This is a genomic window from Vibrio sp. 10N.222.49.C12, assembly GCF_041475025.1.
Lineage (GTDB): Bacteria > Pseudomonadota > Gammaproteobacteria > Enterobacterales > Vibrionaceae > Vibrio > Vibrio crassostreae_C.
In genome coordinates this window covers 20,667-36,825 of sequence record NZ_JBFRVF010000050.1, presented here as the reverse complement: position 1 = coordinate 36,825, position 16,159 = coordinate 20,667, and the positions used below count along the sequence as shown (strand labels likewise).

Below are 16,159 nucleotides of genomic sequence, written 5' to 3'. Positions count from 1 at the left end.
TTGTGTATAAGAGACAGGCTTAATTGCTGGCTTTTAATTTATTTCACTAAAAAATTGTATAAAAAAGGTAATAAGTGAAATTACTTCTCTGCCATCTCTTTTTTAACCATTACTGCAGCAGCAACGATGAAAGTGATGATTAGGCCTAGTTCCATGATTAACTCCAAAGAAAATTAACATTAAACATATAATTCGCGAGCATAATAACACAGCGGATACAGAATGATACTTTTTAACCACTAATTTACTTTTTATTCGATTAAGATCAAAAAAGATGCCCGAAAGCATCTTTTAATTTTTGAATCATTCACGAAACCACTAGGTTAACCAGGGAATCCATTCGGGTTTGTTGACTGCCAGCGCCATGTATCTTCGGTCATTTCAGCCAATGTGCGGCTTGCATTCCAGCCCAGTTCTTTCTGAGCTTTAGCTGGATCTGCCCAACACTCTGCGATGTCACCAGGACGGCGTTCAACTAGCTTGTAAGGGATCTCTTTACCGCTTGCTTGTTCGAATGCTTTAACCATGTCTAACACACTTGAACCGTTACCCGTACCAAGGTTGTAGATATGAAGACCGTCTTTGCACCCTACTTTCTCAAGCGCTGCGATGTGGCCATCAGACAGATCCATTACGTGGATGTAATCGCGAACGCCAGTCCCGTCTTTTGTTGGATAATCGCTACCAAATACAGATAGGAATTCACGGCGGCCCACTGCTACTTGAGAGACAAATGGCATTAGGTTATTTGGGATACCTTGCGGGTCTTCACCTAGCTCACCACTTGGATGTGAACCTACAGGGTTAAAGTAACGCAGCAGTGTAATGCTCCAATCAGGATTGGCTTTTTGGAAATCGGTTAAACACTCTTCAACCATTAGTTTACTACGACCATATGGGTTGGTAGCGCTTGTTGGGAAGTCTTCAGTAATTGGCACACTTGCAGGATCACCGTATACCGTTGCTGAAGAGCTAAATACCAAGGTTTTTACACCCGCATCACGCATTGCATCAACAAGAACTAAAGTGCCGTTTACGTTGTTGTCGTAGTATTCAAGAGGCTTTTCCACAGACTCTCCGACGGCTTTCAGACCAGCAAAATGGATAACCGCTTCGATGTTGTGTTGCTTCATAGTTTCAGTCAAAAGCGCTTTATCACGAACGTCACCTTCAATGAAGTTGGGACGAACGCCCGAGACTTTTTCGATGCGCTCTAGAACGCTTGGTTTGCTGTTGTATAAGCTATCAAAAAGTACAGGTGTCATACCTGCGTTGATCATCTGGATACTTGTATGGCTACCAATGTAACCCATGCCACCTGTAACTAAAACATTCATGCTTAGCAGACCTTTTAATTAAAAATATTCAACCTATCACTTATGATACAACAACTTAGGGTGAGCTCACAAACACCGGTGCCTATTTACCCTCACGAGCGAACACAAACTGACCTTTTCCTTTGCGTTTCGCTTGGTACATAGCCTCATCAGCAACCTTTAGAATCACGTCAATATCACGCTCTGAGCCATCAACTAAATTGATACCTAAGCTCGCCCCAACATGAAGTGAACGCTGTTTATAATTCACTTCTTGCCCGATCAGATCCAACAATCGCTCGGCTAACTTCGCTAATAAGACTTTGTTTGTCTGTTTAATAATAAGAACAAATTCATCACCCGACAAACGTGCAACCAAATCCCCCGCTCTTACCTGAGATAATAACCGGTTTGACACTTCTTTAAGGATTTCGTCACCCGCATCGTGACCATAGTTGTCATTCACTTCTTTGAAGCCATCCAAATCCAAGTAAATAACCGCAAAATGCTGATTTGAATAGTGGCTCGACGTGACAACATCATCCATAACCTTATACAGCTGCGCTCTATTCGCTAACCCGGTTAATGCATCGTGATGAGCCAAGTGTTCGAGTCTTTCCATCTCTTTAACGTTGGATAAATCAGACAGCGTTAATACCATATCAAACTCGTCTTTCTCGTTGTCTGAGGCAATTCGATTCACTTTGACAAACATTGGAACTAACGTGCCGGACGCGCTTTTCTCCCACACTTCGCCTTGCCATTGACCATAGTTGTCTAACGAACTGCGAATTGTCGGCATCAATGATGAAAATTGCTGCCACGAAAATACTTCAAATGGTGTTTTGCCCACCAGCAGATCAGAGTGATAACCGAGAAGTTGTGTGATCGCCGGGTTAACCATGGTTATCACATTGGATGAGTTGAGCACGATCAAGCCGTCTTTACTGTTTTCGAAAACACCCGCAGCGATACGCTGGCGACTCATGGCCGTTTCCATCCCCGTGACATCTTGGATTGCATAAAGAATACGACCGTGCTTTGGCAACGAACGGCTACTCACACGAAGCCAGCGTTTTGAGTGAAAGAGATCGGTGGTTTCGAGTAGTTCGTCATTGAGCTCAATCTTAGCGTCGATAACCTCTTGTAAGAGCCCAGTTTGCTTTGTCGCGATCAACTCTTGGATCAACAAATTTTCAAGAAACGCTTCGGTACATTTAAAAATGTCACGAGTAGCAGCGTTCGCATGAACGATGAACCCTTTTTCATCGGCTACCAACAACGAGTGCTGAACAGTTTCAATTACCTCATTTGCAAACGACTTTTCTTCTTGTAGTTTATCGAGCGTAAAATTGATTTGGTTGTCACGATGTTGAAGTCTTTCGAGCATGGTATTAAAAGCTCGAACCAGATCCCCTATCTCATCGTGGTTCGTTGCGACTAATTTTGGTTGTTCTGAACGACGTTCAACAAAAGCTTGCATCGCCTCATTAAGGTCAAACATTGGATCGATAATCAAGCGTTGAACCAATTTGACCAATCCCCCGCCTAAGATCACAAGAAACAGCAAGTAGACGGCCGCAACCTTGAAAATATTCGTTAAGATCGTATTAAACGTTTCTTTTGATATTGTCACTCTCAAGTTAGCGATCACAGCGTCATCCAGCGTCACCGGAACAAGCAAAAAGATGAAATTCTCGGAGATTGCAAATTGGTGATCCGCGATGTCATTTAATTCATCGGTATTCGGCCTTGGAACCAGCGTATTACTGACTTGATAACTCGCAAAAAGCTGTTCATTAATGTCATAGAGCTTCACCCTGACGATATCTTTATCCGCAACGAAGGCTGACAAAATCTCCTGAGCCGAAGATTTATCCTCAAATAGAATCGCGGCTTGTAGGTTATAAGCAACACCTTGTGCTAACACTTTAACTCGCTGAATAAGACTCTCTTTCTCTCGCTCAAAAGTGACAGTGTAATTAATTGATTGAATCGTCACAAAAGTAACTGCGATGAAGATGACAATCGGTAATATCAGCTTGTTTTTAATAGATAAATTATTAATGAAAGACAACATTATTGGCCCTCCACTATAGCGATTCGTAACAGGTTTGAGCCAATGACGTATTCACCGCGTCTTGCATTCACTAAGTTGATCTTAGGCTTTAGCTTATTATCGACGTGCGTTAGCTCAATGACTCCTCCCATGTCCGTAAAGTTTGGGATATCGCTAATCGTCACAGTATGTGGTGAGTGGGCTTTACGGCTAAATTCATCATTATCGAGATCAGATAGATAAGTGATATCACACTTAGGAGTCACCAATTGATGTACTTGAATAGCGAGAGAACGAATAGATTTCCCTTGTGTAATCGACGTCAGTGCTTTGCTTACCTTCTCATCGCCAATCACACAGAAGTTAACCGTATTCATGGTGCTCTCGTCGTTCCAACGAATAAAGTTGGCAATTCTAAAAAGGTACACCGCTTTCACTTCATAAGGCTTGAAACTAGCCGCCGATGTATTCAAAGGCACAATAAACATAGCTATAGTGGCAAGGCTGAGTTTCGTAAAACCGAGCTTAATACGGTACTTGAGCCACTTAGAATTCATGAGAGATCCTCACATATACGGACTCTTGGTTGACACAAATCTCGGTAAGTTTTTGTGTCACTTTCGAAGCCGTTTCCATTTCAACATCTAACATAGACAACTCTTCAAGGCTCATCGACATGAGTTGGTCTAAAGAGTTTTCTTGAGCAGCTACAAAAACAGGTGTCGTTAATGCTAGTCCTAAGCAAACCTGGCGCGATATCATGTGCTCATCTAATATACAGATAGATATTAATCCTTTAATCAATAGTTCAACTATATATGAAATGCCATACTGGTAAATTTTCGGTGTCGAAAGTTTGAGTCAGGTCACTGTTTATTTATGGCATTTATAAGACCGTCATTACTTACCTCAACGTAAAGGATTAGCACCACGTGACAACGAAGATTTTGCTTAATTGCGACATGGGAGAAAGTTTCGGCAATTGGAAGATGGGCGATGATGAGTCGGTCATGGAATGGGTCGATATGGCAAACATCGCTTGTGGCTTCCACGCGTCTGATCCGCACGTTATGTCCAAGACGATAAAACTGGCGCAGCACTATCACACCCAAATTGGTGCTCATCCCGGTTATCAAGATCTCGTTGGTTTTGGTCGCCGTTCTATTCCACACACCATGGACGAAATCAGTGAGCTGGTTTGTTATCAAGTCGGTGCATTACAAGCCCTTTGCCGCTATCACCATACCACTATTGGCTATGTGAAACCTCATGGCGCTCTTTATAACGATATGATGGCAAACATTGATGTGTTCAATGCGGTAGCCCAAGCCGTCGCTGAGTTTAACATCCCGTTGATGATTCTCTCTTCATCAGACAATCAACAGTATTTGGATATTGCTGACGACCATGACTTGCCTCTCTTGTTTGAAGCGTTTGCCGACCGTGCTTATTTAAATAACGGACAATTAGCGCCACGTACTCAAAAAGGCTCGGTTTACGTCAATCAAGACGATATCTATAACCAAGTTATGCAAATCATTAACTATGGCTCGGTTACGACTTTAGAGGGCGAAAGACTGCCTATTGAAGCTGATACTATCTGTGTTCATGGTGATAACCCTCAATCCATCGCATTAATTAGAAAAATCAGACAAGACCTCAACGCTTTTAATTAGTATGAAGCGTGTGATTGGTATGACGCATGGTCTAATCGCTCGTGAGATCTAATTGATTTGTATTGGCTTGGACACGGAAGTGAGACACGCCAAGTAAGCTAAAAAAGGCAAGATAACAAACGTATGGAAACGAAATGACGACGAATCAGATTGAATTCAATATAGCGCCAGTCGCGGAATGCAGCGTTTTGGTGACCTTGACGCTATCGCCTTCAAATAATCAATCTAGCGCCGAATATGCGCAATACATAGCTCACTTTTCCGATGCCATTCGCCAAAACTTAGCATCGGTGTTGATGAATGTGACACCGGCTTACCAAACAATATTGGTCGATTACCTCCCTTATCGAATATCAGAACAGCAGCTCATTGAACAGCTCAATAATTTGTTGAGTCATGCTCTGTCATCCTTTTCTAGTGTTAGTAAAACTCGCGATACGATTGAGCTTCCTGCCTATTACTCACCAGAAACGGCGCTCGATTTAGACCGATATCAAAACAAAGGCCTGTCGCTCGACCAGATAATTCAACATCACACCTCACAGACATACAGCGTCAGTGCGATTGGGTTTACGCCTGGCTTTGCCTTTATGTCTGATGTGGTTAATGAGCTTGCTTTACCCCGTCACTCCACACCCCGCTTAAATGTGCCCAAAGGCAGTATCGCCATCGCGGATACGAAAACGGCGGTGTACCCTTCGGAATCACCGGGCGGTTGGAATATTATTGGCAATTGCCCACTTCCGTTGTTCGATCATAGCCAGTTGAAGAACGCCGATATCACGCAAAGACCACTGTCTCTGCTTAATGTTGGTGATACCGTCCGTTTCATAGCGATTTCAAAAAAAGAATTTGTAGAGTTAGGTGGAGGCATCGTAAATGGCTAAGACAAAAACTAAACCAACACTGACAGTGATTAAGCCCGGCCCGTTGAGTTTGATTCAAGACTTTGGGCGATTTGGTGTTGCTCATCTTGGATTAACGCAAGGTGGACCGGTTGATGACTACTCTTATAGCTGGGCTAACCATCTATTGGGCAACCCAGTCAACCAAGCGGCGTTGGAAATCACGCTTGGGCAATGTGCGTTGAGAATCGATTTTGATTGCGAGATGGCACTATGCGGGGGTGATTTACAAGCGAAACTCGATGGTAAACCACAGGCTAACTGGAGCACTTTTCAAGCTTTTAAGGGGCAAGTTCTCTCATTTGGTTTGCCTAAAAATGGTCTAAGGGCGTATTTAGCCATTAAGGGCGGTTTCGATGTTCCATCAACTCTTGATAGCTGCTCTACAGTCACTCGTGAAAAGATTGGTGGATTAACGCAAGATGGCGAGCCATGCCAGCAAGGGCAACAAATCGCTTTTACCCAACACCAACTCTCTCATCCATTTAAAGCGTTGAGTGTTACCTTCCGATACACGCCTGATTACAATCTACCCGTGAACCTACGAGTGATTGAAGGCTATCAAAGCGAGCTATTCTCCGAGTCAGCAAGAGAGATTTTGTATAACGCGCAGTATCACGTTGACCAAAACTCTAATCGGATGGGTTATCGACTCAGTGGCGAGCCCGTAGACTCGCCTGACATTTCGCTATTGTCAGAAGGCATTGCCCTAGGTGCGATTCAAATTCCACAAGATGGACAGCCTATCGTGCTGCTTAATGATAGACAGACCATAGGTGGTTATCCGAAGATAGGATGTGTCGCCAGAATCGATTTACCACGCTTGGCGCAAGCAAAACCTGGACATGCGATATCGTTCAGCAAGGGCGATCGCTTGGGCTTACAAGATGTTTGGTGCCAATGGGCTCAGTTTTTCGGCTATTAGTTTTTGCGATGTGTTATGTGCTAAATGCTATGTAGCTGAGAATAATCAACTAGGAAGATGTCATTTAGATGAGGTTCGGTATCTAAGCAGATGTTGAAATGAAGATTCGGCTTACCTATTACAGTAAGCCGAATTGAAGAAATTAAACGCAGTCGATGATGATAGACTAATTATAGGCTATTAAGCGTGATCTTGACCTGACACCTTGGCAAGCGCTTCTGGGTATCCACGTTCTTGTGTCAAATCTATCGCTCTGTTTTCAATATCATTTAGATTAAGTGACATTGTCACTGAGTGTGTGTCTTCAATAGATGCCGCCTCTGATACATCAAACCATTGCTCAGCGACCTTTTGTGCCGCTTCTAATGTTGAAGAAGCTTTTACTACTTCAAGTCGAGCATAGCGATCCCCACAGAATGAAACATCTGAAGCTCTTAAGCTTGGATCGGTTCCCGGAATCTGTTGTGCACCAAACAAAGGTTTACCACCGACCAATGCAGAACTGAAACTTGGGATGAACTGAGACATATGCGTTATTGCCGCGCGAGTTCTTAATTCAAGCTGATCTTCACTCCAACCCGATACGATTTTCTTAAGCAGCTTCGAAGGCAACTGTGGCTGTGACGAGTCTGTTGACGATGAAACAAGCCCACCCTCAAACAGAGTAATCCCTTCTGTCATGCCGTGAAGTTGGAACACACCATCAGCATACGGCGTTAATTGCGCCATGCCTTGCGGTGTGCCTCTCGGGCCATGGAAGATAACTTCTGGCCACTCTTCCTTACATTCTTGCGAATATGGCCACTCTGTAACGTATGCAGCTTTAAACTCAACAAGTCTTTGCTGCTTAGAGCCAACAAAGTCATCTACGATACCCGTTTCAAACCCACTCGCATTAATCAAGTAATCGGTCGTTAGTTGGCAGCTTTGGTTTTCGGCATCGGTATAAGTCAAAGACCAACCTTGACCTGTCGACTCAACAGATTGTAATCGGCTGTTGGTTAACACAGTACAGTTAGCTTGTTGCCCCAAAGAGAGTTGAGCGGTCGCAGAAAGTCGGAATACGCTCCAGCCATACTCTTGGACCATCGCAACAGGATACTTTAGGGTCTCTAAATCCGTATGCTTGGCGAAAGGAATACACCAATCATCAAGCGATGTTGGTTTCAGAGGCTGTGTTTTCGCAGAAAGTGCTAATAAATCTTCTTTGCTGTACAGCTTATAATACTCTTCCGGATCACCGAGCACTTGGTTGCTTTTATCTTGTTTAACAAGATCGGCATAAGCGCTTTTGATTATCTTGAGACGAGGAAGCAGATCCAACGGCTCTCCACCATCACTGTGCGGAACGGCGATGATTGTCGGACGAATATTGATCGTATGAGGGAATAAGCGGACGGTATCAATTGACTGTGTGAGCAATTGAAGACACTGCTCTACAGAAATATCTCGATACAAATTGCCGCCAGCGTGCAGGTGGCAAATTGGTGGACCATTAACCAAACTCGGCCCTTTTTCTAAGATAGTGACCTTAAAACCCAACTCACTAAAGTGAATCGCGCTCGTTGTTCCGGCAATACCACCACCAACAATGGCAATAGAAGGTTGATTTGTATCCGTTTTGTTGTGGTTCATCGTGTTCTGTAGAATAAGATTAACTGCCTCTATTCTACTTTTGTTCTGCGATGAATTAAAACACATTTTTATCAAGGTCTTAGATAGGCAGGATTTAATATCTATGTAAAAAACATAAATAATCTCTTGACTCAATAACTCCAGATAGGGTTTTAAAGGTTATTCTAACAGTCAAATTTGTCCTAAGTGACGCCACATAAAGGCTGCCTCAGTACTCTTAAAACATAGCGGTTAACTTATCCCTAAAGTTATCCACCGTTTTTGTGGATAACTGTTGATAACGTTCTTGCTAAGTTGCGCAAACCCTTTGTTTACAGGGACTAACCGCTGTTCATTAAATCGGCATTATTGGGTAATTAGTTTTAAAAAATGCTAAAAACAGTGGAATCTAAGGTGCGATATTTTTTACTTATGCTACCGGTTGGTTAAATAAAAAACGGTCTAAAGCGACGTATTATAAATAGTGCATGACTAAGTATAAATAATCTCACTTTTAGACCGTTTTAAGCGCTTGGCTAGATCTCGCTAACGACTAGCCAAAATCCTTGTTTACTGGTGCCAACAAACGTTTGATTAAGCTATTCACTACCGCGGCTAATGTGATGAACGTTAGCACCGGTAGCGCTATCCACAACATCGGGTGAAGTGAAGGTTGTAACTCAAAACCAAAGTTCATCACTCCTGCCACGCTGAGCTCAGAACCAAGGGCTGCAATTGAGCCTGCGACTAACGCCATTAAACCGTACTCACACCAAATAGTATTGAGAATTCGCTTCTTACTCGCGCCTAATGTTCGATACAAGCGTATCTCTTGTTGTCTTTGAGATAAGCTCAATCGCAATAGAGTGAAGATAAGCAACAGCCCCGCCACCACACCTAACGCCGCAAGTACGGTAATCGACCAAACAATCTGCTTAAGCAACTCTTGGATCTTGCTACCCATCTTACGAATATCCATCAAACTCACGGTTGGATGATTTCGAGAGAGTTCGTTGAGCATCTGATTGTGTTGTTCTTCTAATCTGAAGCTCACTAGCCAAGTAGAAGGGATTGAACTCAAGACATCTGGAGTAAATATGAAGTAGAAATTCGGCTTCATTTCTCGCCACTCTACTTTGCGGATGCTATTCACCTTGGCAGAAACATTCTGGCTGTTGATTGTGAATGACAGCTCATCGCCAATCTTTAGATCCAGTTGCTCCGCGACATCCGATTCTACAGATACGCCATGCTCTTGTGTCCAGCTGCCTTCTAATACTTCATTGTACTTAGGTAAGCTATCTCCCCAAGTGAAGTTGATCTCACGGCTTAGTGCGTCTGTTTCTCCAGAGGTATCACTGTATTCCGATGCTTCGACACCGTTTATCGTCGTCAGTCGTCCTCGGATAATTGGAAACGCTTGAGTACGCTCTACTTCGTTTGCATCAATCGTCTCGAGATAACTGTCTTTTTCATAGCTTGCAATGTTAAGTGCAAACGCATTTGGTGCGTTCTCGGGTAAGGTTTGCTGCCAATCTGACAGTAAATCACTTCTTACCAACCAGATGATAGACAGCAACATCAGTGAAAGCGCTAAAGAGCCAAATTGAATCCCCGTTGCTAAAGGTGTGCGATTAATTCTGCTCAATGCTAAACGCATAGACGTAGATGTCGGTAACTTGCCAACCAAACGCAGAACAAGCGTACTAACGACCGCAAGTACTAAGAACAGGCAAGCGATACCCGCTAGAACTATCCATACCAATAGATTGTCGCCATACATCAGCATCATTGGAATAATAGGCACCAGCAACAACAGGTATCTCTTGTAGCTTTCATTGGACTGGTGACTTGATTGGATAACGCTGATTGCCGAGGTATTGACCAAGCCAATTAACGGGATACCAAGAGCAGGAACACCAATTAGGATGCTTGATAAAATCGCCAAGATTGCAGGTTCAATACCATAGTTAGGAAGTGGCGTTGGTAATAAGTCGCCCAGAGGTATACGAAGCAAAAACTCCAAGCCGATACCGATGGTTATTCCCAGTACTGCACCGATAACCACTAACAAAGATACCTGTACAGACAACCATTTAACGATCCACTGCTTGCTTGCACCTAAACTCTTAAGCATCGCGATGGTTTTACGACGACTCGCAACATAATGTTGGCAAGTGAGTACCAAAGTGGTCGCAGCCATGATCACTACGATAGCTACCGTTAGTGATAAGTATTGAGTGGTGCTTTCGAACATGTCGTTAGTACGGCTCGCAGAGTCTTGTGTACGCCAGCGATCGCTTGGTGTTAATTCTACGCTGTCTTGCGCGGCTTGCAGTTTTGTATCATCACCGTTGAGAAACAGCCTAAAACTAACACGACTGCCCGGTTGAATCGCTCCCGTGGCCTCGATATCGCTGGTATGAATTAGCACAGCAGGCATTTGTTGGAATGGGTTAAAGCTCAAACCTGGCTCTTGGGTGATACGCCCTGTTATCGTTAAATCGGCATCGCCAATAGTGACATTGTCACCAATTTCAACCTCAAGCTGTGCAAATATACGCTCGTCTAACCAAAGTTCACCTGGCTCAACATGGTTACTTGATGCTTTATCAGCGCCCTCTAAGATCATTTCACCGCGTAATGGGTAATTGCTTTCAACTGCTTTTACCGTCACTAACTGCATTGAGTTATCACTGAATGCCATGGTTGAAAAACGAGTCAACTGAGATCTTTCTAATTGTTCAACTTGAGTGAGGTCTAACAAGGATTGCGGAATTGGGTTTGCTGAGATAAACACGCTATCAGCAGTAAGCGCATCTTTGCCCTGCTTAACAATTACCTGCTCCATACGTTCGGCCAACGCCGACAATGCAAATACACAAGCAATAATAAGCGTTAAAGCGATTGAAACTGGCCACAACTGGCCGTGTCGAATCTCTTCGATACTCCATGAAAACAGGCGTTTATTCAGTCCGTTTGATGAATTCAATTTAGACTTCCTCTATCTGACCGACATGCATCTTGAGTGTTCTTTGGCAACGTTGTGCAAGCTTAGGATCGTGTGTAACCAAAACTAAAGTTGTGCCGTGGGATGAGTTCAATTCAAACAACAACTCAACAATTTTGGCTGCCGTTTGTTGGTCTAGGTTGCCTGTGGGTTCATCGGCAAAAAGAATTTTTGGCTTAATCATAAATGCGCGCGCCAACGCGACCCTTTGTTGCTCACCACCCGATAGTTGAGACGGCAAGTGATCAAGCCTGTCTTTCAAGCCTACTGATTCAAGCAGAGCAGTCGCGCGTTCGATGTCTTCGTCTGCTCCCTTCAACAAACAAGGTAACGTGACATTTTGCAGCGCAGAAAGGCTTGGAATTAACAAGAAGCTTTGAAATACAAACCCTACCGATTCACTGCGGATCTTAGCCCTTGCCTCATCATCAAGCTGTGAAAGTGGCTGTCCTAATAAACTGATTTCGCCTTTCGTTGGTACATCAAGACCAGCTAACAGCGTCATTAGGGTCGATTTACCCGCGCCAGACGTGCCTACGATCGCGACAGTTTCGCCTTCACGAATATCGATATCAACGTGCTCTAGGATTGTTAAATGTTCTTGATTAGTAGACACTGTCTTGGAAACAGCTTCTGCTTTAATGATGGATGTATGCATGACTCGACTAATTTCCTTTTTATTTTTTATTTTATTTTCAACCGCTTCTTTAGCTCAAGGCTCTGCGTCAGCTCAAGATTCAAAGTTATTGGTACTTGGCGATAGTTTGAGTGCTGGTTACAACATGGATATCAAACAGAGTTGGCCAAGTTTGTTGCCAGACGCGCTAGCAAAACATGATAAAGCGGTTACCGTGGTTAACGGGAGTATTTCTGGTGATACAACGGGCAATGGTTTAGCCCGCCTACCACAATTGCTTGAAGAACATGCTCCAGACACCGTTCTTATCGAACTTGGTGCGAATGATGGACTTCGTGGTTTCCCACCTAAGCTGATGTCTGCAAATCTTGAGCAGATCATTGAGCAGATAAAAGCTGCGGGCGCCAAACCTATAATGATGCAGATTAAAATCCCACCAAATTACGGAAAGCGTTACAACCAGCAGTTTGAATACGTTTTTGCAGCGCTTGCTGATCAACAAAACGTGCCACTTTTGCCGTTTTTCCTAGAGCATATCATCCTCAAACCTGAGTGGATGATGAACGATGGACTGCATCCAAAACCAGAAGCTCAACCTTGGATTGCTGAATTCGTCGCCGAAGAATTATATCAGTATCTTTAGGTTTTAATGGTCTAGCTCAATAAATTTTACACAGCTTTACGTTAGCCTGAGTGCATATCACCGTGAACTGTAAGGTTATTTATGCTGATCGAACCTGTTATCAAGGGTGTGGTAGCTAAAAGCGCTCACCCTATTGGCTGTCAAGAAGCCGTAAAGCAACAAATCAAATTTGTTAAGAGTGCGCCGCAAATCAAAGATGGCCCTAAACGAGTACTGATCATCGGCGCTTCCTCTGGATTCGGCCTTGCCGCTCGTATCGCCCTTACCTTTGGCGGTGCAAAAGCTGACACCATCGGCGTCTCATTCGAACGCGGTCCCAACGAAAAATCCCTCGGTAGTGCCGGTTGGTACAACAACATCTACTTCAAGAAAGAAGCCGAACGAGAGCAGCGCACTGCTATCAACATCGTTGGCGACGCCTTTTCTAAAGAAACACGCTCCCAAGTTGTCGAAGCCATCGAAACCTACTTCGAAGGTGAAGTGGATCTGATTATCTATAGCTTAGCTGCAGGCGTTCGTCCTAAACCAGATTCCGATGAGTTTTGGCGCTCTGCCATCAAACCTATTGGTGAAAGCGTAACTGGCGCAACCATTTCTCTGGAACACGACAACTGGGTCACCAACACGCTTGAAGCCGCGACGGAAGAAGAAGCCGAAAGCACACTCAAAGTGATGGGAGGCGAAGATTGGGAACAATGGATAGATGAGCTCATCAACGCAGAATCTATTGCTCCGGGTTGTAAGACAATCGCGTTTTCTTATGTGGGTCCAGAAGTCACACATCCTATCTATTTAGACGGCACATTGGGACGCGCTAAGATCGACCTTCACCAAACCAGCCACGCTCTTAATCTAGAGTTAGCTAACTTTGATGGCAACGCTTACGCGGCGGTATGTAAAGCCCTAGTCACTAAAGCGAGCGTTTTCATCCCTGGATTAAGCCCTTACTTACTTGCTTTGTATAAGGTGATGAAAGAGAAAGAGACCCACGAAGGTTGTATCCAACAAATGCAGCGTCTGTTTGGCAGTAAACTTTATGGTCAATCCAAAGTACCACTTGATGGTGAGCGATTGATCCGTATGGATGATTGGGAATTAGACCCAGAAACCCAAGCGCACGTAACTGAACTGCTAGAAAAGATGGACGAAAATAACTTCCAAACCTTAGGGGATTACCAAGGGTTTAAAGAAGAATTTCTACAATTAAATGGGTTTGCTCAACCATCGGTAGATTATAGCCAGAAACTTAATACAGAAGATTTTATAAAGTTAAAGCCTTAATCTAAAATTATCTCATTACTGAGACCCGGATTCACATTTGAAAACCTCTGCATAATTGCGGAGGTTTTTTCGTGCAACATTTCTTATACTTAGTTAACGTAAGATTCACAGTTTTCTTTGGTTCATCATAATTAACACAGGATGTGTTGATGCATTTAGCATAATTGACTCGGAGTCATATGAAGAAAATAAAAACTCTCGATTTAGATATCCCAGACGATATGGAGCACGGTTGGCAGAATATTGTCGACCTCTTAGCTCAAATTACTCAAGTGCCCGCAGCACTAATCATGCGTGTTCACGCCAATTACATTGAAGTTTTTTCAACCAGTCGTAGCGAGAACAACCCATACAACAAAGGTGATTCTGAAACGCTGGGGAATGGGCTGTACTGCGAAACAGTGATGGAAACTCAACGACAGCTTCTTGTGCCTAACGCGCTTGCCGATCCTAAGTGGGACAACAACCCAGACATCAAACTCGGCTTAGTCTCCTATTGTGGTATTCCATTACTTTGGCCTAACGGTGAACTGTTTGGCACCATTTGTATCTTGGACTCGAAAGAGAATCACTACACCCCTACTTATATCAAACTGTTAGAGAGCTTTCGGACTTCGATTGAATCTCAGCTTAAAACCCTATTCCAACACGCCAAGCTTACCCAAATGAATCGCGACCTAAAAAACCGCGTTTACAATCGCACTAAAGATCTCGCGAGCCTTAATTACTCGTTGAATCAAGAAATTGATAAACGAAAAGCGGCTGAACAGAAGATTAACTTCCAAAAGAATCACGACCTCGGCACCGGCTTTTTAAACCGAAACGCATTTGAATCTCGCTTAAACCACAAGCTACTGTCACAGAGAAGGCTGACAGACAGCTCATTTGCAGTCGTTCATATTGGTTTTACCAACGGTAGACGCATACAAGCACGCTACGGCTATAACGCGTTAGACCAAGTGCTTGTTGAATACCGAAAACGCATCGACTGTATTTCTGATATCGATGTATTAACTGCACGCCCTACTTCGGTTGACCTCGTATTGGCGTTTAGCGTTAAAGATTTACACCATCGCCTTGAAGAACTTTGCCAGACGCTCGTTAAAGTTGGTCATTCAGAATTCGACATCGAAAGTGACAAAGTGCATTTGCACGCGTTTATTGGGATTGCAATTACGAACGACGAAGATGACGCGGAAAGCATTCTGCAGAAATCTTCTGAAGCGATGTTAGCCTGCAAAGATTCAGGACAAAAGTTCGCTTACTACTCTCAATCCCATACCGAAGAACAAACTCACATTAATAAGATCGAAGGCTATTTGCTTCAAGCCGTTCGTAATGATGACCTTATGCTCTACTTTCAACCCAAAGTTAGCCCGTTGACGCATCGCTGGGTCGGTGCTGAAGCTTTGCTTCGTTGGCGACATCCTGTTTTGGGTGATATATCTAACGAAACCCTGATCCACATGGCTGAACAAAACGGTTTGATTTTCGAAGTGGGCAGCTTTGTTTTACGCAATGCGATTGAAAAAGCCAAAGAGTGGTCCGAATACGTTGAAGATTTCAAGATGGCTGTGAATGTGTCTGCAATTCAACTCAAGAACGTACACTTTGCGGAACAAGTGGTTCACCTACTCGAAACCTATCATTTAGAGCCTCGTTTCTTAGAACTTGAAGTTACGGAGAGTGGACTGATAGCAGATGAAGTGGTTGCCAAGAATACCTTGGGATCTTTGCACGATATTGGCGTTACATTGTCACTAGATGACTTCGGTACGGGCTACGCCTCCTTCAGTTATCTGAAGAAGTTCCCATTCGACACCATTAAGATTGATAAGAGCTTTATCGACCAAATGCTCAACTCACACGAAGACTCGGAAATTGTTCGTTCTATTGTCCAAATTGCCAAAAAGCTCGACTTAAAAGTGACGATTGAAGGCATAGAAACGGAGGTTCAGGAGCAATTTATTATTAATGAAGGCTGCGATGTGGGCCAAGGTTACCTTTACGGAAGACCAATGCCGAGCCAAGAATTCGAACACAGCTTAATCAATCAAAACTATTTGGGGACAACTCGTTACGCTTAAAGCGAA

At 43.6% G+C, this 16,159-nt stretch carries 12 protein-coding genes; 6 read left to right on the top strand and 6 right to left on the bottom strand.

Translation table 11 applies throughout. The features are described 5' to 3' along the window. Nucleotides 1-323: 323 nt before the first annotated feature. From galE to AB4583_RS15730, 3 genes are all read right to left on the bottom strand, one after another. Complete coding sequence (galE, locus tag AB4583_RS15740) at nt 324-1,337, bottom strand: UDP-glucose 4-epimerase GalE (RefSeq protein ID WP_017060088.1); 1,014 nt, start codon at nt 1,335-1,337, stop codon at nt 324-326. An 82-nt stretch (nt 1,338-1,419) separates the two neighbouring features. Then, nucleotides 1,420-3,396: a diguanylate cyclase domain-containing protein gene (locus tag AB4583_RS15735; protein WP_102394475.1), complete on the bottom strand. Its 1,977-nt coding sequence runs from the start codon at nt 3,394-3,396 to the stop codon at nt 1,420-1,422. Continuing rightward, on the bottom strand, nt 3,396-3,932 hold the full coding sequence (locus tag AB4583_RS15730) for a YfiR family protein (protein ID WP_372118207.1): 537 nt from the start codon (nt 3,930-3,932) through the stop codon (nt 3,396-3,398). Before AB4583_RS15730 ends, AB4583_RS15735 begins: the two co-directional genes overlap by 1 nt. Before the next feature lie 375 nt (nt 3,933-4,307). On the opposite strand from AB4583_RS15730, the gene AB4583_RS15725 reads away from it, so the two are divergent. The 3 genes from AB4583_RS15725 (at nt 4,308) to AB4583_RS15715 (ending at nt 6,881) form a co-directional block, all read left to right on the top strand. Beyond that, nucleotides 4,308-5,051, top strand: coding sequence for a 5-oxoprolinase subunit PxpA (locus tag AB4583_RS15725; protein ID WP_372118204.1), 744 nt, complete (start codon nt 4,308-4,310; stop codon nt 5,049-5,051). 134 nt (nt 5,052-5,185) lie between these two features. After that, the gene (locus AB4583_RS15720; RefSeq protein WP_372118200.1) at nt 5,186-5,938 is read left to right on the top strand and encodes an allophanate hydrolase subunit 1; all 753 of its coding nucleotides are present in this window, start codon (nt 5,186-5,188) and stop codon (nt 5,936-5,938) included. Continuing rightward, complete coding sequence (locus AB4583_RS15715) at nt 5,931-6,881, top strand: biotin-dependent carboxyltransferase family protein (protein ID WP_171732626.1); 951 nt, start codon at nt 5,931-5,933, stop codon at nt 6,879-6,881. Before AB4583_RS15720 ends, AB4583_RS15715 begins: the two co-directional genes overlap by 8 nt. Nucleotides 6,882-7,061: 180 nt before the next feature. On the opposite strand, the gene AB4583_RS15710 is transcribed toward AB4583_RS15715, so the two are convergent. The 3 genes from AB4583_RS15710 to AB4583_RS15700 form a co-directional block, all read right to left on the bottom strand. After that, a complete protein-coding gene (locus tag AB4583_RS15710; RefSeq protein WP_017060081.1) occupies nt 7,062-8,516 on the bottom strand; it encodes an FAD-dependent oxidoreductase in 1,455 nt (484 codons plus the stop codon). Between the two features lie 532 nt (nt 8,517-9,048). Further along, nucleotides 9,049-11,487, bottom strand: coding sequence for an ABC transporter permease (locus tag AB4583_RS15705; RefSeq protein ID WP_372118196.1), 2,439 nt, complete (start codon nt 11,485-11,487; stop codon nt 9,049-9,051). Between the two features lies 1 nt (nt 11,488). Beyond that, complete coding sequence (locus AB4583_RS15700) at nt 11,489-12,163, bottom strand: ABC transporter ATP-binding protein (protein WP_017067780.1); 675 nt, start codon at nt 12,161-12,163, stop codon at nt 11,489-11,491. Between AB4583_RS15700 and AB4583_RS15695 the strand changes: the two genes are divergently transcribed. From AB4583_RS15695 to AB4583_RS15685, 3 genes are all read left to right on the top strand, one after another. Then, nucleotides 12,162-12,785 carry an arylesterase gene (locus AB4583_RS15695; RefSeq protein ID WP_017069908.1) on the top strand — a complete coding sequence of 208 codons (624 nt, stop codon included), beginning with the start codon at nt 12,162-12,164 and terminating at the stop codon, nt 12,783-12,785. The two genes, AB4583_RS15700 and AB4583_RS15695, sit on opposite strands and share 2 nt — an antisense overlap. Before the next feature lie 81 nt (nt 12,786-12,866). After that, complete coding sequence (fabV, locus tag AB4583_RS15690; protein ID WP_372073427.1) at nt 12,867-14,066, top strand: enoyl-ACP reductase FabV; 1,200 nt, start codon at nt 12,867-12,869, stop codon at nt 14,064-14,066. A gap of 179 nt (nt 14,067-14,245) precedes the next feature. Then, complete coding sequence (locus tag AB4583_RS15685; RefSeq protein ID WP_017060077.1) at nt 14,246-16,153, top strand: GGDEF and EAL domain-containing protein; 1,908 nt, start codon at nt 14,246-14,248, stop codon at nt 16,151-16,153. Nucleotides 16,154-16,159: the final 6 nt, after the last annotated feature.